This is a genomic window from Bradyrhizobium sp. 4 (assembly GCF_023100905.1).
Lineage (GTDB): Bacteria > Pseudomonadota > Alphaproteobacteria > Rhizobiales > Xanthobacteraceae > Bradyrhizobium.
This window is the reverse complement of the sequence record NZ_CP064686.1, coordinates 4,065,290-4,082,122: the sequence shown is the minus strand read 5'-3', so window position 1 is coordinate 4,082,122 and position 16,833 is coordinate 4,065,290. Positions and strand designations below refer to the sequence as shown.

General features: G+C 64.6%; 16 protein-coding genes. 10 read left to right on the top strand and 6 right to left on the bottom strand.

The window, feature by feature from the left end; all coding sequences use genetic code 11:
* Positions 1-84: 84 nt before the first annotated feature.
* Positions 85-1,587, bottom strand: coding sequence for a class I adenylate-forming enzyme family protein (locus IVB45_RS19065; protein WP_247359375.1), 1,503 nt, complete (start codon positions 1,585-1,587; stop codon positions 85-87).
* Positions 1,588-1,591: 4 nt separating this feature from the next.
* Complete coding sequence (locus tag IVB45_RS19060) at positions 1,592-3,442, bottom strand: extracellular solute-binding protein (protein WP_247359448.1); 1,851 nt, start codon at positions 3,440-3,442, stop codon at positions 1,592-1,594.
* A gap of 259 nt (positions 3,443-3,701) precedes the next feature.
* On the opposite strand from IVB45_RS19060, the gene IVB45_RS19055 reads away from it, so the two are divergent.
* Positions 3,702-4,514 (top strand): invasion associated locus B family protein, encoded by an 813-nt coding sequence (locus tag IVB45_RS19055; protein ID WP_027567000.1) that lies wholly within the window; start codon positions 3,702-3,704, stop codon positions 4,512-4,514.
* A gap of 76 nt (positions 4,515-4,590) precedes the next feature.
* On the opposite strand, the gene hspQ is transcribed toward IVB45_RS19055, so the two are convergent.
* Positions 4,591-4,923, bottom strand: a complete 333-nt coding sequence (hspQ, locus tag IVB45_RS19050) for a heat shock protein HspQ (protein WP_027518019.1) — start codon at positions 4,921-4,923, stop codon at positions 4,591-4,593.
* Positions 4,924-5,029: 106 nt separating this feature from the next.
* Between hspQ and IVB45_RS19045 the strand changes: the two genes are divergently transcribed.
* The gene (locus IVB45_RS19045; RefSeq protein ID WP_027566999.1) at positions 5,030-5,983 is read left to right on the top strand and encodes an AEC family transporter; all 954 of its coding nucleotides are present in this window, start codon (positions 5,030-5,032) and stop codon (positions 5,981-5,983) included.
* A 7-nt stretch (positions 5,984-5,990) separates the two neighbouring features.
* Here the strand turns inward: IVB45_RS19045 and IVB45_RS19040 are convergent, their stop codons facing one another.
* Positions 5,991-7,175, bottom strand: a complete 1,185-nt coding sequence (locus IVB45_RS19040) for a UbiH/UbiF family hydroxylase (protein WP_027566998.1) — start codon at positions 7,173-7,175, stop codon at positions 5,991-5,993.
* A gap of 87 nt (positions 7,176-7,262) precedes the next feature.
* Here IVB45_RS19040 and pcsA point away from each other — a divergent pair, with 87 nt between their 5' ends.
* The 3 genes from pcsA (at position 7,263) to IVB45_RS19025 (ending at position 9,815) form a co-directional block, all read left to right on the top strand.
* Positions 7,263-8,030 carry a phosphatidylcholine synthase gene (gene pcsA / locus IVB45_RS19035; protein WP_027566997.1) on the top strand — a complete coding sequence of 256 codons (768 nt, stop codon included), beginning with the start codon at positions 7,263-7,265 and terminating at the stop codon, positions 8,028-8,030.
* A complete protein-coding gene (locus IVB45_RS19030; RefSeq protein ID WP_247359374.1) occupies positions 8,027-8,764 on the top strand; it encodes a TerC family protein in 738 nt (245 codons plus the stop codon). The genes pcsA and IVB45_RS19030 overlap by 4 nt, the downstream gene beginning before the upstream one ends.
* Positions 8,765-8,840: 76 nt before the next feature.
* Positions 8,841-9,815, top strand: a complete 975-nt coding sequence (locus IVB45_RS19025) for a quinone oxidoreductase (RefSeq protein ID WP_247359373.1) — start codon at positions 8,841-8,843, stop codon at positions 9,813-9,815.
* Positions 9,816-9,908: 93 nt separating this feature from the next.
* On the opposite strand, the gene IVB45_RS19020 is transcribed toward IVB45_RS19025, so the two are convergent.
* Complete coding sequence (locus IVB45_RS19020; protein ID WP_247359372.1) at positions 9,909-11,105, bottom strand: acetylornithine transaminase; 1,197 nt, start codon at positions 11,103-11,105, stop codon at positions 9,909-9,911.
* 402 nt (positions 11,106-11,507) lie between these two features.
* Between IVB45_RS19020 and IVB45_RS19015 the strand changes: the two genes are divergently transcribed.
* The 3 genes from IVB45_RS19015 to IVB45_RS19005 all read left to right on the top strand — a co-directional run bounded on the left by IVB45_RS19015 (position 11,508) and on the right by IVB45_RS19005 (position 13,388).
* Positions 11,508-12,455, top strand: coding sequence for a hypothetical protein (locus IVB45_RS19015; protein ID WP_247359371.1), 948 nt, complete (start codon positions 11,508-11,510; stop codon positions 12,453-12,455).
* Between the two features lie 125 nt (positions 12,456-12,580).
* Positions 12,581-13,012 (top strand): MerR family transcriptional regulator, encoded by a 432-nt coding sequence (locus tag IVB45_RS19010; protein WP_027566992.1) that lies wholly within the window; start codon positions 12,581-12,583, stop codon positions 13,010-13,012.
* Positions 12,945-13,388, top strand: coding sequence for a carboxymuconolactone decarboxylase family protein (locus IVB45_RS19005; protein WP_027566991.1), 444 nt, complete (start codon positions 12,945-12,947; stop codon positions 13,386-13,388). The genes IVB45_RS19010 and IVB45_RS19005 overlap by 68 nt, the downstream gene beginning before the upstream one ends.
* Before the next feature lie 76 nt (positions 13,389-13,464).
* On the opposite strand, the gene rimO is transcribed toward IVB45_RS19005, so the two are convergent.
* Positions 13,465-14,790 carry a 30S ribosomal protein S12 methylthiotransferase RimO gene (gene rimO, locus IVB45_RS19000; protein ID WP_247359370.1) on the bottom strand — a complete coding sequence of 442 codons (1,326 nt, stop codon included), beginning with the start codon at positions 14,788-14,790 and terminating at the stop codon, positions 13,465-13,467.
* A 111-nt stretch (positions 14,791-14,901) separates the two neighbouring features.
* Between rimO and IVB45_RS18995 the strand changes: the two genes are divergently transcribed.
* Positions 14,902-15,492, top strand: a complete 591-nt coding sequence (locus IVB45_RS18995; protein WP_007590901.1) for an ANTAR domain-containing protein — start codon at positions 14,902-14,904, stop codon at positions 15,490-15,492.
* Entirely contained in the window at positions 15,489-16,652 is a 1,164-nt protein-coding gene (locus IVB45_RS18990; protein ID WP_247359369.1) for a CmpA/NrtA family ABC transporter substrate-binding protein, read from the top strand. The genes IVB45_RS18995 and IVB45_RS18990 overlap by 4 nt, the downstream gene beginning before the upstream one ends.
* Positions 16,653-16,833 lie beyond the last annotated feature (181 nt).

Here is a 16,833-nt window from a genome sequence, read left to right as displayed (position 1 = left end):
GAGAGACTCTGATCACGCGACAGGTGCCGCGCAATCTAGTCCCGCCGCCTTAATGCAGCGTCAATGGAACGGTCGAAACTACGCTTAGACCGGCCCGGAACGGTCGCGAAAAGCTTCGACCATCAGGGGGTTAAGCCCGAGTTCGCTGAGCGCCTCGCGGGCGCGGGCGTTGTCCTGGGCCCGGCCCGCGAGCCGGTGACCGGAGAGTCGGTCGGGCAGCGCGGTCAGCAAGGCGCCCTGGCCGAGCCGGCGCGCCCATTCCTGCAGGTCGTTGGACAGGAAGCGGTAGCCGCCGACCGCCATGATCCCGGAGGGCGGCGCGGTGATGCAGATCGCGCCGCTGGGACGATCGAGCCGCGCGGCATAGCCGGTGTCGACATAGTCGCGTGGCGGCTGCGCGACCAGGCTGTCGCCGACCGGCGGCGGCGGGGCGTAGGCCGCGATCGGCACCATCGGGCCGCGCAGCCCGAGCGTGCCCTTCGGCGTCAGCAGAATCTCGCCGGCGATCGACGAACCCGACTGCTCGCGCGGCGCGCCGTGCGGTCCCGGCATCACCGGCACCGGCATGCCGTCCTCGCCACGCCGGGCGCCGAACAATCCGGCCTCGCCGAACAGATAGACGTCCGTGAACGGCGCATGCGGCGCGATCCATGCCTCGCTCGCCGCCACCTGCTCGGGGGCACGCCACAGGCCGATGACGTTGCGCAAGGTCGGCATCCGCGCCGCCAGATCGGAATCGCCGAGCCGCTGGGCATACTGCGCCGGTGCGATCAGCACGTCGCATTCGTGCGCGTTGATCTGCTGCTCCAGCACGTCGTTCTCGAACGGATGATGCAGCGCCAGCGTGCCGCCGCACAGCAGCCACACCGCGAGCGAGGAGGCGAGTCCCGCGAACGACATCGGCGTGAACGCCGCCATCACGGTCGCCCCCTGCCTGATGTCGGCTTCCAGCGACATCGCGAGCCCACCGGCAATCAGGCTGAAATGCGGCCGCGGCACCGGCCGAAAGCCTTCCGCGGTGACGTCGAAGGAGATCATCGCCGCCTTGCGGCCATCCTGAATCACGGCGCGCGCGGTGCCGGGCGGACGGGCCAGCACGTCGTCGAGCGAGGCCATACCTTCGGGCAGGTTGGTGCCGAAGCCGCAGACATGGCGGATGGAGAAGGCTTCCGCGGCCGCGTGCATCGCGAGATCGGAATAGCTGACGCCGTCGACCGTGCTCATGGTGACGATGGCCCGCGCCGCGGTGCGGTTGAGAGCGGCGGTCAGTTCGGCATGGCGCCAGAGCAGCGGCAGTACGGCGACGACGAGGCCGGCGCGATGGGCGGCGAGAACGGTGAGCACGAACTCGACCGTGTTCGGCAGCTGGATCGCGATGACGGAATTGGCCGGCAGGCCCGATTCGACGAAATAGGCCGACAGCGCCTCGATGGCCGTGTCAGCCTCGGCATAGCTCATCCGCCGCGGCTGGTGACCGGTCACGCGGAACTTGTTCAGGGGGTCGAGCAGAGCGGTCGCGTGCGGCTGCCGCATCAGCGTGCGCTGAAACAGCGTGTCGAGCGTCGGCGATACGGCTGGCTGGTTCACGGCGTCACTTTGCTTGATGAGCTTGCGGCGGCCCCTTCGACCACCAGGTCTCCGGCAAATAGCCGGACAGCGAGGTGGCCTCTGGCCGTTCTATCCGATTCCAGCGCGCGATCCATTGCTCCGATACGTTAAACAGGGGGATTGTATAGAAACCGGAGATCAAAGCGCGATCGAGCGCCCGCACTGCGGATACGAAATCCGTATGTTCACGGGCTTCCAGCAGTGCGGCGATCATCGCATCGACCGCGGCATCCCTGGCGCCCATGTAGTTGCGGGTGCCCGGATTGTCGGCGGCAGCGCTCCCCCAGTAGAAATATTGCTCGTTGCCGGGCGACAGCGACTGGTCCCAGCGGTTCTGGATCATGTCGAATTCGTAGGCGAGCCGGCGCTGGTCGAATTGCACGGGATCGACCGATCGCACGCTCGGCTCGATGCCGGCGCGCTTGAGGTCGCGCTGGAACGCCAGCGCGACGCGTTCCTGGTCGCGGGTCGTGACCAAAATCTCGAAGGTGAAGGGCGCCTTGGTCGCGCGGTTGCGCAGCACGGTGCCGTCGAGATCGTAGCCGGCCTCCGACAACAGCTTCAGGGCTGCGCGGAGCGTGGTCCGGTCGCGGCCCGAACCGTCGGTCACCGGCAGGCGGTAGCTGCCGTCCAGGATGTCAGGCGGGATCTGCGCGGCGAACGGCTTGAGCAGCTCGCGCTCGCGCGCATCGGCGGGATGGCCATACGCTGACAGATCCGAGCCATCAAAATAGCCGGCGACGCGTGAGTAGAGGTTGAAGAAGTAGTTGCGGTTGACCAGCTCGAAATCGAACAGCAGCGTCAAGGCCTGGCGCACGCGGATGTCGGTGAAGATGGAACGCCGCGTGTTGAACACCAGAAATTCGGAAGGTTGCGGCACGCCCGGCTTGAAGGTGTCGCGGATCACGTCGCCATTCTTCGCCGCGGGAAAGTCGTAGCCGTCGTGCCAGCGCAGCGGCTCGTGCTCGATGCGGAAATCATAGAGGCCGCGCTTGAAAGCTTCGAACTGGCCGTTGGCCTCGCGAAAATAGTCGAGCCTGATCTCGTCGAAATTGTAGAGCCCGCGATTGATTGGGAGGTCGCGGCCCCAATAGTCGGGATTGCGGGTCAGCGTCACGCTGGCGCCGGGCCTCACGGCGGTGACGCGATAGGGGCCGGAGCCGACCGGGCCCGTCAGCGTCGTCTCCTCGAAAGCCGCGACGTCGACCGCGTGTTTCGGCAGGATCGGCATCAGGCCGAGGATCAGCGGCAGTTCGCGGTCATTGGCTCCCGCAAGGTCGAAGCGGACGGTGAGGGGATCCGGCGCCTCGGCCCTTGCGACCTTGCCGTAATATTGCCGGTGATTGGGGCGGCCGTGGTCGCGCAGCAACTGCCAGGAGAACAGCACGTCCTCGGCGCGGACTGGCTTGCCGTCGGAGAAGCGGGCGCGGGGATCGATGTGGAACGTGACAAAGCTGCGCTCGTCATCGGTCTCGACCGATCTGGCGAGCAGGCCGTAGAGCGTAAACGGCTCGTCATTGCCGCGCGCGAGCAGGCTCTCGACCACGTAGTTCCGGACCGGCTGCACGGCCAGTCCCTTGACGATGAAGGGATTGAGGCTGTCGAAGGTGCCGAGAACGCCCCAGGTCAGCCGGCCGCCTTTGGGGGCTTCAGGATTGACGTAAGGCATGTGGGTGAAATCGGCAGGCATCGCCGGCTTGCCGTGCATGGCGATGGCGTGGGCTTCCGCGGCCCTTGCGCCGCTTGCCGGGAGCCCCAAGGCGAAAGCCAGGATGCAGAGGCGGACGCAAAGACCCTCAGGGCGGCCCTCGAGAAGGCGCTGGAACATGAACATCTGCACACGTTGATTCGAGGACTGCGGGCCTGAATCCTATCACAGGGATTTTCCCGGGGGCGCACGCCGGCGCGCGGCCAAAGACGCTTGTCGGCATTGATCTTTTCGTCGGCCACGTTAAGAAGGCACGCAATCGCGCACGAGCGCCGAGCCGTCACTTATCCGCCTCATTTGACGGGGAGAGAGCCGCGCCCAACGCGGCCAGGTTCGGTGCGTCGAAGCGGTTCGGGCACTTCCCGTTCAGAAAGGGTTTTCCGCAATGAATTTCCGTTACTTGGCCGCGTCCGTCCGGCCGCGCGGGCGACTTCTCGCCTTGTTGACGGCGACAGCGTTGGCCGTCCCGTTTGCCGCCGAGGCTCAGGCTCCCGCGCCAGCTCCGGGCGCGCCCGCGCCCAAGGCGGCTCCGCCGAAGGCGGCTCCGAAGGCTGCCCCCAAGGCGCCGGCGCCGGCCGCTCAGGCACCCGCCCAGCCGGCTCCCGCCCAAGGCGCTCCGGCTCAGCAGGGCGCGGCTCAGCCCGCGGATCAGCAGATTCAGCTGATCTATGCCCCCTGGACCAAGTTCTGCCTCAAGGGCCAGGACGCCAATGCCAAGCAGGTCTGCTTCACCGGCAAGGACGGCCGTATCGAGTCGGGCCAGCCGGTCATCGCGGCCGTCATCATCGAGCCGGAAGGCGAGCCGAAGAAGATACTGCGTGTGACGCTGCCGCTCGGCATGCAGCTGGTGCACGGCACCCGCATCATCGTGGACAACAATGCGCCGTTGCAGAGCCCGTACGTGATCTGCTTCCAGAACGGCTGCATGTCCGACTACGAGGCCACGCCCGAGTTCATCAACAGCATGAAGAAGGGCCAGAACCTCGTTGTTCAGGCGATCAATGCCAACGGTGCGCCGCTGACGCTGCCGCTGCCGCTCGCCGGCGAATTCCAGAAGGCCTATGACGGTCCGCCGACCGACCCGAAGGTGTTCGAGGAAACCCAGAGGAAGCTGCAGGAAGAGCTCCAGAAGAAGGCTGAAGAGCTGCAGAAGAAGCAGCAGCAAGCGCCTGGCGCCCCTCCGGCTGGACAGAAGTAATCGGGACCCGATCCCGGACATGAAAAAGGCGCTCGGTTCGAGCGCCTTTTGCGCTGGCCAGTTGATGGCTGCGAACTCAGTTCAGCGACGGATTGCGCGGGCGGTAACCGCCGGTCTTGTCCTTGACGAAGATCTCGGCGACCTGGGAATGCCGGACCGGTTCGCCGGAATCGTCCGGCACCAGGTTCTGTTCGGAGACGTAGGCGACGTATTCCGACTCCGCGTTCTCCGCGAGCAGGTGATAGAACGGCTGGTCCTTGTGGGGCCGCACCTCCTCGGGGATCGACAGCCACCACTCCTCGGTGTTGTTGAATTCCGGATCGATGTCGAAGATCACGCCCCGGAACGAGAAGATCCGGTGGCGCACGACCTGTCCGATCTGGAATTTGGCGGTCCGCGCTTTAATCATTCCCCGTCGATAGACCAGGATTGTGGCCGATGCTAGTGCCCTGATCTGGAATTAACCCGCGGGTGCGGGGCAGATAGCCCCCAAATCTTCAGAAAACACTTTATCAATGGTCGATATCCTCAATCTAGCTCTACCTTATTTCGGCTTGATCTTCGTTGGATTCGCTTGCGGCAAGGTCAAATCCCTGCCGGAATCGGGCCTCGCCTGGATGAACTTCTTCCTGCTCTATGTGTCGCTCCCGGCGTTGCTGTTTGCGATCATGTCGAAGACGCCGTTCTCCGAATTGAACAACCCGCCATTCCTGGTCGCGACCACGCTGTCGACCGTTGCGGCGTTCACACTCGCGCTGGTCGTCGGCAAGGTTCTCGGCGGGCTGACATTGCGCGAGGCGACGCTCGCCGGGCTCTCCGGTGGCTACGGAAACATCGGTTACATGGGACCCGGGCTGGCGCTCGCCGTGCTCGGGCCCAAGGCCTCGGCGCCCACTGCGCTGATCTTCTGCTGTGACAGCATCTTCCTGTTCACCATCGTGCCGCTGCTGATCGAGCTTTCCGACCGCGATCATCCCTCGATCGTGCATGCCTTCGGCGTCGTGCTGAAGCAGATCGTGCTCAACCCGCTGATCATGTCGGCCTGTTTTGGCGCGGCCTTCGCATCGCTGCATATTGAGATGCCTGTCGCGCTCGATCGCACCATCACATTCCTCCAGAACGCAGCCGCCCCGACCGCACTGTTCGTGCTCGGCGTCACCGTCGCACTCCGCCCGTTCGATCGGGTCCCGTGGGAAGTGCCGGGCGTGATCGCGGTCAAGCTCCTGATCCACCCGCTCGCAGCGTTCGGCCTGATGCTGGCGTTCGGCCCGTTCGCGCAGCCCTGGGCGGCGACCGCCGTGCTGATGGCCTCGCTGCCGCCGGCGTTGAACGTGTTCGTCATCGCCCGGCAGAACGACGCCTGGATCGAGTCCGCCTCCGTCGCGGTGCTGCTCGGGACGTTTGCGTCCGTGGTCACCCTGACCAGCGTGATGTGGGCGATCCAGACGGGCCGGCTGGCGTTTCCTTGAGCGGTCGTTACTTCCGCCAGGTTGGCGTCAGCCCCTCGCGCATCGCAAAACGCCGGAGCGGACCGATGGCGCCGAGCAGGTGCATGCCGACCGCGCGGACCGGCTGGAGCGGCAGGAAATCGTTGAGCAGCGAGCGGTTGGCGATGTCGATCGCAAAGGTCCGGCTCAGGATGTCGGGACGCCGGGCCCGATCGTAACGCTTGAGCACGTCTGCTGCGCCAGGATCCTGACCGGACGCGATGGCCTCGCCCGCAAGCCGCGCAATGTCGGCGGCATCGCGGAGGCCGAGATTGAGGCCTTGGGCGCCGATCGGCGGAACCACATGGGCGGCTTCGCCGACCAGCGCGATGCGATCGCGGCCGAAGGATTTGGGACGTTCGATCGCCAGCGGAAACAGATGGCGGCCCGGCTCGACCGTCATGCGTCCGAGGATTGAATGCGACTGCTTCTCGATCGCGGCGGACAATTCCTCGTCGCTCAATCCGCGAAGCCGTTCGGCCTCCGCAGGCGCCGAGACCCAGACGACGCTGGAGCGATCGCCGGGCAGGGGCACGAACACGCAAGGACCGTGCGGCGTGTGGAACTCGGTCGAGACGCTGCGATGGGGCCGCGCGTGGCCGACGTTGAAAGTCAGCGCCGTCTGGGTCAGCTCGCGCCGCGTCACCGCGATGCCGGAGGCTTCGCGACAAAGCGAATGCCGGCCGTCGGCCCCGACCACGAGGCGGGCCGAGAGAAATTGCGCAGCCGCCGTGCGGATCGCGACGTGATCGGCTTCGATGACGACAGTTTCGGCCTCGTCGTCGAAACGGACGAGACCGGGCAGTTCGGCCGCGCGCGCTTCCAGCGCCAGCATCAGCGAGCGGTTGTCGATGTTGTAGCCGAAGGCATCGCGGCCGATTTCATGGCAGGAGAACCGGACCTCAGGCGCGCGGAAGAGCCGGCCGGTGTCGTCGACGAGCCGCATGATTTCGAGCGCGGCCGCCTTGTCCTTGCAGCGGGGCCAGACATCGAGGCTCTCCAGCAGATCGACGGAGGCACCGAGCAGCGCCGTGGTGCGATTGTCGGCATAGGGCACGCGACGCGCCACCAGCGCGGTCCGTGCGCCCGCCTGCGCCAGTGCGATGGCCGCGCTAAGTCCCGCCGGTCCGCCGCCGATCACGGCCGCGTCAAAGAGTGTCGATGCATCTGTCATGGAACGACATTGGACACGCCCCGCGGCAAATTCAAGCCCAGTCATATTGCCCTGATTTTATGACGAATTGTGCGACCGGGCGTCGCAATGGCTTATGTGCAAACCGGCGTCATTCTGATAGCAGAAGCCATGGACAGCCAAGAGGATTCCCTGAAGCCCAGGCCCGCGATCCGCGCCGCTGCCTTCTCGGTGCACATCTTCACCGCGTTCGGTGCGGCGATCGCGCTGCTGGCGATGCTTGAGGCCGTGCGCGAGCACTGGGCGGCGATGTTTCAATGGCTGGGCGTCGCCCTCATCATCGACGCGATCGACGGGCCAATCGCGCGCCGGCTCAACGTCAAGGACGTGCAGCCGAACTGGTCGGGCGACGTGCTCGATCTCGTGGTCGATTTCGTCACCTACGTCTTCGTTCCGGCCTATGCGATCGTGGCCAGCGGCTTGCTGCTGCCGGTCGCAGCACCCTTGCTCGGCGTCGCCATCATCGTCACCAGCGCATTATATTTCGCCGATCTGCGCATGAAGGCGGACGACAATCATTTCCGCGGTTTTCCGGCGCTGTGGAATGCGGCGGCGTTCTATCTGTTCCTGCTGCACTGGCCGCCGCTGCTGTCGACGCTGTTGGTCGCAAGCCTGGTGGTGCTGACCTTCGTGCCGTTCCACGTGCTGCATCCGGTGCGCGTCGTGCGCCTGCGCTGGCTGACGATGTCGCTGATCGCCATCTGGGCTCTGCTTTCCTTCTACACGCTGCAGATGGACTTCCGCGTCGGCACCGGCGTGACTGTCGTGCTCTGCGCGATCGCACTCTGGATCAGCTTCAGCGACGCATTAATACGGCTGACAAGATCCTTCGCATGATGCACCTGTTGACCAGCCCAGAAGCCTGGGCCGCGCTCCTCACTTTGACCGCGCTCGAGATCGTGCTCGGCATCGACAATGTCATCTTCCTGTCGGTGATCGTCTCGCGCATTCCCGAGAAGCAGGCGCACCGCGCCCGCCAGATCGGGCTCGCACTGGCGCTGATCTTCCGCATCATCCTGCTCAGCCTGTTGGTCTGGCTGATCGGCCTGACCGCGCCGGTGTTTTCGTTTTCGGGCTATGGCTTCTCGTGGCGCGACCTCATCCTGATCTGCGGCGGCCTGTTCCTTATCGCGAAGGCGACGCACGAGATCCATGGTGAGGTCGAAGCCGATGACGGCGAAGGCGACGCGAAGTCCCCTCGTAGCGCTTTCTTCTGGGTCATCGTCCAGATCGTGATCATCGACATCGTGTTCTCGCTGGACTCGATCATCACGGCCATCGGCATGGCGCAGGACATCGAGATCATGATCGCGGCCGTCGTGATCGCCTGTCTCATCATGTACATTTCGGCCGGGCCGGTGTCGCGATTCGTCGCGGAGCATCCGACCACGAAAATGCTTGCGCTGGCCTTCCTGGTGCTGATCGGCGTCGCGTTGGTTGCGGACGGATTCCAATTCCACATCCCGCGCGGCTACATCTATTTCGCGATTGCGTTCTCGGCGGCGGTCGAGTTCTTCAATGTGCTGGCCAAGCGCAACCGCAGGAACACCCGCAAAAAACCGTCGGTCTAGGCGTTCCAGCCGGCGTCGAGTTGACAAGGCGGGCGCGATGTCTTTCGCTGGCCCCGCGAGAAGAGGAGGTCAGGCGATGACCAAAGCCGTCCGTGTGCACAAGGTCGGAGGCCCCGAAGCCCTGGTCTATGAGAGCGTCGATGTTCCGGCGCCCGGACCCGGCGAGGTGCGCATCCTCCAGCATGCCGTCGGCCTGAACTTCATCGACGTCTATTACCGCACCGGCCTCTACAAGGCGCCGGGGCTGCCCTTCATCGCCGGCAACGAGGCCTCGGGCGAGGTTCTCGCAGTCGGGCCGGGCGTGACGAATTTCCATCCGGGCGACCGCGTCGCCTACTACCACAATCTCGGCGCCTATACCGGGGAGCGCAACATCCCCTGGGAGCGGCTGGTCAAGCTGCCCGACCACATCACCCACGAGCAGGGCGCCGTGCTGATGCTGAAGGGGCTGACGGTCTGGTATCTCCTGCACAAGACCTTCAAGGTCGAACCGCATCATCGCGTGCTGATCCATGCCGCGGCCGGCGGCATCGGCCTGCTCGCCTGCCAATGGGCGAGGGCAATGGGCGCCCACGTCATCGGCACCGTCGGCTCGCGCGAGAAGGCTGCGCTTGCCGAGGCCAATGGCTGCGACCACGTCATCCTCTACAACGAGGAAGACTTCGTCGCGCGCGTCAAACAGATCAGCCGCAACGAGGGTTGCGATGTGGTCTATGACGGCGTCGGCAAGGCGACGTTCCCGGGCTCGCTGTCCTGCCTCAAGCCGCGCGGGATGTTCGTCTCGTTCGGCAATGCCTCGGGCTCGGTGCCGCCGTTCTCGATCGCCGAGCTCAACACGCACGGCTCGCTGTTTGCGACCCGGCCCAAGCTCAACGACTATATCGGCACGCGCAAGGAATTGCTGGAAGGCGCCGACACGCTGTTCGCCGCCGTCATCAACGGCAAGCTGCACGTGCCGATCAACCATGCCTACGCGCTCAAGGACGCCGCCAAGGCGCATATCGATCTCGAAAGCCGCAAGACCACGGGCGCGTCGATCTTGAAGCCGTAACTCAGGTCATTGCGAGCGAAGCGAAGCAATCCAGAATCTTTCCGTTGAGGCAGTCTGGATTGCTTCGTCGCTGCGCTTCTCGCAATGACGAGCTTAGGCCACCCGCCGTGCCGCGCCGGCCCTGGTCAAGATCCCGTCGAGACAATCGATCATCTCGGCGATCTCGGCCCTCGTGACGTTGAGCGCCGGCATGAAGCGCAGCGTGTCGACCTGCGGTGCGTTGAGGAGCACGCCGGCCTCGAACGCCTGCGCGACGATGCCGGGCGCGATCGGCAGCTTGAGGTCGAGCGCGAGCAGGAGCCCGCGGCCACGCACTTCGCCGAGCCCGTGCCGCGCCGAGACCTTCTGCAATTCGCTTTCGAGCAGCAGCCCGGTTTCGGTCGCCGTCTTCAGGAAGTCCGGCTTACTGACCTCGTCGAGCACCGCAAGTCCCGCCGCGCACATGATCGGGTTGCCGTTGAACGTGCCGCCCTGGTCGCCGTGCTCGAAGCAGGCCGCGCGTTCGGTCGCGAGCAGGGCTGCGAGCGGCACGCCGCCGCCGATGCCCTTGCCGAGCGTCATGATGTCGGGCGCGATGCCGGTGTGCTCGTAGTGGAAGAGCTTGCCGGTCCGGCCCATTCCTGTCTGGATCTCGTCGAAGATCAGGAGGAGGCCGTGCGCGTCGGTAAGGGCGCGCAACTGCTGCAAGAACTGATCGGTCGCCGGCCACACGCCTGATTCACCCTGGATCGGCTCGAGCATCACAGCGACGGTGTTGTCGTTGATCAGCTTTTCGACCGACGCGATGTCGTTGAGCTTCGCCTTCTTGAAGCCGGCGACCTTCGGCTCGAACAGCGGTTCAAAGGCCTTCTTGCCCGAGGCCGACATCGTCGCCAGCGTGCGGCCGTGAAAGCCACCTTCGAAGCTGATGATCTCGAACGCGCCACCTCTATGGATGCTGCCATATTTGCGCGCGAGCTTGATCGCGCCCTCATTGGCTTCGGCACCCGAGTTGGCAAAGAACACCTGATCGAACGCGCTTTTTGCGACAAGTGCCTGCGCGAGCTTCAGGCTCGGCTCGTTGTAGAAGGCCGGGCTCGGCGTCAGCAGCCGCTTGGCCTGCGCGGCAAGCGCGTCGGCGATCGCGGGCGGGGAGTGGCCGAGGCAGTTGACGGCCCAGCCCTGCACGAAATCGAGATAGCGCCTGCGGCTGTCGTCCCAGAGGTAGGAGCCGGCGCCGCGGACGAACACGGCCTTGGGCCGAGCGGTGATGTCCATCAACGCGTCATACGGATGGGTAGCGTTGGTCATGTCGAACTCCTCTGGAGGCGGGTGGAAAGGGCGCGCGAAAAGCAAAAAGGCCGCACCTTGCGGGTGCGGCCTTTTCGAAAACTTACGCTGAATTCAGTGGTTCAGCGGCGTCGTCGGACATGGCGCACCCTCTCATCGTCGCGGAAGCGACGGCGGAGCATTTCGGTGCGCTGATGGGTCCGAGCGTTGATCATGGGGCGCGGCAATACATGCGAATGGCGGGGCTTGTCAAGCGGGCGCTTTCCAAGACACACGCGCAGCGTGCATGGGCAGGTGAAAGATGCGCGCCTGGAAACCATTACGTCTCTAGCGCGTTTGTGATCACAGGACGCGAATTGGTTCGAACCGAACGCATGACGGTTCAGACCAAGAGGGGCGGGACCAACCAGATAGTTTTAAGCCTTGTCCGAGACGCCTTATCCGATCGACCTCGACAGCATTCGCGGCGCGTTTCCGCCGGGTATCGAGGCGCCGCCGCTGTTGCTGGACTTCGCCGGCTGGCTTAAGGGACGGCCTTGGGGCAGCGTCGGCTGCTTCTCGCTGCAAGGCCAGTTTTCCGATCACGCGCCGATTGTCGACGGCAGTCCCTTGCGCGACAGGTTTTCGCTGTTCATGCGGCTGCCGGATGGCTCTGCGGTTGGCGGCTGGTATGGCGCGGGTCTCGACCGCGACAATCCGCCGATCGTGGGGCTTGGCTCCGAGGGCGATTACGAGCTGCTGGCGCCCAGTCTCGACGGCCTGCTCGCAAAACTGACGTCGCAACAATTCGACAAGGCTTGGAGCGATCTGAAGCCGCACGACGAGGTCGAATGCCAGACGGTCGAGCTCGCGCAGTGGCTCACCGGACGCCTGAGCGGGGAGATGGTGGCGCCCGATGACGATCCGTCGGAGCTGCCCGACTTTCGCGGCTTCATGGAAAAATGGAGCCGGGATCGCGAAGACTATTGGGCCAATCATCGCCTGATGGCCGAACTCGGCTGGCGCCTCGCCGCGCATCTGCCGAAGGGCAAGAAGCCCTGGGACAAGACGAGCTTCGAGATCGCGATCGTCGGCAGGCAATACCAGGCGCGCGTCCTGTCGCGCGGACCGCAGCCGTTCGAGGAAGCCGGCGCGATCGAATCCCTGCTGCGCGATCTGCGCGAGGAGATGCGGAAGGCGCAGCCCGAGCTCGGGCTATGGTTCGCGATGAAATTCGGCCTCTATGCCGACGGCCGCGTCATGCCCAACTTCGAATACGATGTGCACCCGAGCATCGACGGCGAGCCTGCGAAGCTGTCCGAGGCGCAAGCTGACCTTGCCCGCGCGCCTCGGCCGGAGCGCTGGGTGCCGAAATGGCTGGCGGGATCTTGAAGCTCGGAATGCCGCGACGCTGCCGCCCAGCCGGCGCGCCGAAATCTTTGCACCTTCGATCCCCCTTGACTTAGAGCGCGCTCGAAGGGGTATCTGTACGTGCGTCAGTACGAGAACGGGCACACATGAAGATCGGCGACCTCGCAAAACGGACCGGCCTGTCGACGCACACGCTGCGTTACTATGAGCGCATCGGGCTGCTTCCATACGCCGACCGGGATCGCTCCGGCCAGCGCGACTTTGACGCATCGATCCTCACATGGATCGCATTCCTTGGGCGGCTCAAGACCACGGGAATGCCGATCCGGGACATGTTGCGTTACGCGGCGCTTCGGGATGAAGGCGACGCTACCGGCACAAGCCGGCGGCAGATTCTGGAAGTCCACCGGGAACAGGTACGCACGCAGATTGCCGAACTCCAGGAATGCCTGCTCGTCCTTGATACCAAGATCGCCGGCTATGCCAGCGACGAACAGAGGACGAAGGAAAATGACGCACGCCCAAACACAAGACGAAAGCCGCTTCGATCGCGGCCAGCGGGCCCTGTCACGCATTGACGGCAGAGCTGGTGAAGCGGTCGTCGCTTCACTCGCCGACATCGCTCCGGATTTCGCACGATACGTGATCGAGTTTCCGTTCGGCGACATTTACTGCCGCCCGGACCTTGGCCTGCGCGATCGAGAGATCGCGACCATCGCCGCGCTGACGGCGCTCGGAAATGCCGCGCCTCAGCTCAAAGTCCATCTCGAGGCAGGTCTGAACGTCGGGCTCTCTCGCGACGAGATCGTGGAGATCATCATGCAGATGGCCGTCTATGCGGGCTTCCCGGCGGCGCTGAACGGGCTGTTCGCAGCCAAGGAAGTGTTCGCCGCACGCGACGAACAGCAGGCGTCGGGAGAAGCGAACGGCGGGCGTGATGTTGCCGTAGCTTAGCGACGGCTGCGACCTCTCCCGTAAGCGGGAGAGGTCGCAGCGAGTTCGTGGCTGCACCGGCTGTGACCGCGGAAGATCAGAATCCCGCGACGCTGCCGTGCAGGTCGTATTGGTCGGCGCGCTCGATCTTCGCGGTGACGATCTCGCCGACGCGCAAGGGGCGGCGGCTCGACAGGTAGACGGCGCCGTCGATCTCCGGCGCATCGGCCTTGGAGCGGCCTTTCGAGACGGTCGGGCCGACCTCGTCGATGATGATCTGCTGGCGGGTGCCGACCTTGCGCTTCAGCCTGCGCGCAGAGATCTTCTGCTGGCGCGCCATCAGCGCGTTGTAGCGCTCCTGCTTGATCTCTTCCGGCACGGGATTCTCGATCGTGTTCGCGGTCGCGCCGGCGACGGGCTCGTATTTGAAGCAGCCGAGCCGATCGATCTCGGCTTCATCCAGCCAGTCGAGCAGATAGGCGAAGTCGGCATCGGTCTCGCCGGGGAAGCCGACGATGAAGGTCGAGCGCAAAGCGAGATCGGGACACTGCTCGCGCCAGCGCTTGATGCGCGCCAGCGTCTTGTCCTGCGCGGCCGGACGCTTCATCGCCTTCAGCACCTCGGGGCTTGCGTGCTGGAACGGGATGTCGAGATAGGGCAGCACCTTGCCCTCGTTCATCAGCGCGATGACCTCGTCGACATGCGGGTAGGGGTAGACGTATTGCAAGCGGACCCAGGCCCCTAACTCGCCGAGCTCGCGCGCGAGGTCGATAAATTTGGCGCGGACCTGGCGATCCTTCCACGGGCTTTCGGCGTATTTGAGATCGACGCCGTAGGCCGAGGTGTCCTGCGAGATCACCAGCAGCTCCTTGACGCCGGCAGCGACCAGGCGCTCGGCCTCGCGCAGCACGTCGTTGGCCGGACGTGAGACGAGGTCGCCACGCAGTTTTGGAATGATGCAGAAGGTGCAGCGGTTGTTGCAACCCTCGGAGATTTTCAAATAGGCGTAGTGCCGCGGCGTCAGCTTGATGCCCTGCGGCGGCACCAGATCGAGATGCGGATTGTGGGCGGGCGGCAGCGCGCGATGCACGGCGTCCAGCACGCTCTCATATTGCTGCGGGCCGGTGATCGAGAGCACGCCGGGATAGGCCTGCTCGATCTGCTCGGGTTCCGCACCCATGCAACCGGTGACGATCACCTTGCCGTTCTCGGCCATGGCCTCGCCGATCGCCGAGAGCGATTCCTGCTTGGCGCTGTCGAGGAAGCCGCAGGTGTTGACGATGACGATGTCAGCCCCGTCATGCTTGCGGGCGAGCTCGTAGCCCTCGGCGCGCAGGCGCGTGATGATGCGCTCGGAATCCACCAAAGCCTTGGGGCACCCGAGCGACACGAAGCTGACCTTCGGCGCAGCCGTCTGATCCATATCCAAATCTGCCTGATTGACAGGGTTGAGCTAGTCCCAATTGCCCATAATTACAACCCTTTGCATGGCCTGCGGGCATGCTATGGATGAATCACTGGTGGTGAGTGAGCAATGAGCGCCGAACAGTCGCCCAAAATCGTGATCGTCGACGAAAGCCCGATCCGGGCTGCGATCCTCGAAGAAGGGTTGCGGGAGGCCGGATTCACGCAGATCGTCCATATCCGCGAGATGCAGAGCCTGCTCGCCCGTATTTATGCGGTCGATCCCGACATCATCCTGATCGATCTGGAAAACCCCAGCCGCGACGTGCTGGAGGCGATGTTCCAGGTCAGCCGCGCCGTGAAGCGGCCGATCGCGATGTTCGTTGACCAGAGCGACTCATCCTCGATCCAGGCTTCGGTCGAGGCGGGCGTCTCCGCCTATATCGTCGACGGGCTGAGGAAGGAACGCATCAAGCCGATCCTCGACCTCTGCGTGTCGCGCTTCAATGCCTTCGCAAAACTCCAGGAGGAACTGGAGCGCACCAAGTCGCAGCTTGAGGATCGCAAGGTCATCGAGAAGGCCAAGGGCATCCTGATGAAGGTGAAGGGCCTCACCGAGGACGAGGCCTATGTGCTGCTGCGCTCCACTGCGATGCGCGAGAAGAAGAAAATCGGCGAGATCGCCCAGTCGATCATCACCGCGTCGGAGATGCTGAAATGACCGCTCCCCTCCGCATCGGGTTCATTCCGCTGGTCGACGCCGCAGCGCTGATCGTTGCCGTCGACAAGGGATTTGCCGCGGCCGAAGGGCTCGAGGTCGAACTGGTCCGCGAGGTCTCCTGGTCCAACGTCCGCGACAAGCTCAATATCGGCTTGTTCGACGCCGCGCATCTGCTTGCGCCCGTCGCGATTGCGTCTTCGCTTGGTCTCGGCCACGTCAAGGTGCCGATCGCGGCGCCTTTCAATCTCGGCATCAACGGCAATGCGATCACGGTCTCGCCGGCGCTTCATGCCGCGCTGATGGAGGAGATCGACGGCGACCGCTTCGATCCGCTCGCCACGGCAAAAGCGTTGGCGCGCGTGGTCGCCAAACGGCGCAAGGCGGGGGCCGACCCGTTGACCTTCGGCATGACCTTCCCGTTCTCGACCCACAATTATCAATTGCGATTCTGGATGGCGGCGGCCGGCGTCGATCCCGACGAGGACGTGCGGCTGGTGGTGCTGCCGCCGCCCTATATGGTCGACAGTCTGGCCAATGGACATGTCGATGCGTTCTGCGTCGGCGCGCCCTGGAATTCGATCGCGGTCGATCTCGGAATCGGCCACATCCTGCATTTCGTCTCCGACATCCTGGCCCATGCGGCGGAAAAGGTGCTGGCGCTCCGCCAGGTCTGGGCCGACAAGAATCCGGACGTGGTCGCCGGCCTGGTGCGCGCGGCGGTGAAAGCCGCCGAGTTCATCGAGCATCCGGAAAACCGCACAGAAGCGGCCCGAATCCTGGCGCAGCCGGAGCGGATCGGCGTCGATGCCGAAGTCATCCAGCGCACCCTCACGGGACGCCTCAAGATTTCGCCGGACGGCACCTTTCGCGAGAGCGGCAGCTACCTTCTGGTGGGACGCGAGGAAGCAGGGCGCCCCGATCCGGTCCAGGCTGCTTGGCTCTATGCGCAGATGGTGCGCTGGGGGCAGACGACGCTGACGCCCGACGGGGTCAAGACGGCCATGGCCGTGTTCAGGCCCGATCTCTACGACGGCGCCCTCGGCCGCCGGCCGCCCGCCCAGGCCCCCGCGGCATTCGGCGCATTCGCCGGCCCCGCTTTCGATCCCGCCAATATTCGGGGGCATCTTGAAGCCTTCGAGGTGGGCCGCTGGAGGGCGTGATTCGGGTCTGCATCGTTTTTGAGCGCTGGAGATCCGAGTCTAAATTTTAGGCCGACTGCTCGAATTTCATAAGAGTTCCAGAGGCCGGAGTTCCCACGGGCGCCCTTAACCACCTGATACCCCACACATTTTCATTTCGTCTAAGCTGGCACGCAACTTGAATGTTGCAGTGCGGCCAGCC

What these genes read in the sequence shown, in the direction of transcription:
- IVB45_RS19060 (WP_247359448.1), bottom strand. Translation starts at nt 3,442, where the DNA reads ATGTTCATGTTCCAGCGCCTTCTCGAGGGCCGCCCTGAGGGTCTTTGC.
- IVB45_RS19055 (WP_027567000.1), top strand. Translation starts at nt 3,702, where the DNA reads ATGAATTTCCGTTACTTGGCCGCGTCCGTCCGGCCGCGCGGGCGACTT.
- hspQ (WP_027518019.1), bottom strand. Translation starts at nt 4,923, where the DNA reads ATGATTAAAGCGCGGACCGCCAAATTCCAGATCGGACAGGTCGTGCGC.
- IVB45_RS19045 (WP_027566999.1), top strand. Translation starts at nt 5,030, where the DNA reads ATGGTCGATATCCTCAATCTAGCTCTACCTTATTTCGGCTTGATCTTC.
- IVB45_RS19040 (WP_027566998.1), bottom strand. Translation starts at nt 7,175, where the DNA reads ATGACAGATGCATCGACACTCTTTGACGCGGCCGTGATCGGCGGCGGA.
- pcsA (WP_027566997.1), top strand. Translation starts at nt 7,263, where the DNA reads ATGGCTTATGTGCAAACCGGCGTCATTCTGATAGCAGAAGCCATGGAC.
- IVB45_RS19030 (WP_247359374.1), top strand. Translation starts at nt 8,027, where the DNA reads ATGATGCACCTGTTGACCAGCCCAGAAGCCTGGGCCGCGCTCCTCACT.
- IVB45_RS19025 (WP_247359373.1), top strand. Translation starts at nt 8,841, where the DNA reads ATGACCAAAGCCGTCCGTGTGCACAAGGTCGGAGGCCCCGAAGCCCTG.
- IVB45_RS19020 (WP_247359372.1), bottom strand. Translation starts at nt 11,105, where the DNA reads ATGACCAACGCTACCCATCCGTATGACGCGTTGATGGACATCACCGCT.
- IVB45_RS19010 (WP_027566992.1), top strand. Translation starts at nt 12,581, where the DNA reads ATGAAGATCGGCGACCTCGCAAAACGGACCGGCCTGTCGACGCACACG.
- IVB45_RS19005 (WP_027566991.1), top strand. Translation starts at nt 12,945, where the DNA reads ATGACGCACGCCCAAACACAAGACGAAAGCCGCTTCGATCGCGGCCAG.
- rimO (WP_247359370.1), bottom strand. Translation starts at nt 14,790, where the DNA reads ATGGATCAGACGGCTGCGCCGAAGGTCAGCTTCGTGTCGCTCGGGTGC.
- IVB45_RS18995 (WP_007590901.1), top strand. Translation starts at nt 14,902, where the DNA reads ATGAGCGCCGAACAGTCGCCCAAAATCGTGATCGTCGACGAAAGCCCG.
- IVB45_RS18990 (WP_247359369.1), top strand. Translation starts at nt 15,489, where the DNA reads ATGACCGCTCCCCTCCGCATCGGGTTCATTCCGCTGGTCGACGCCGCA.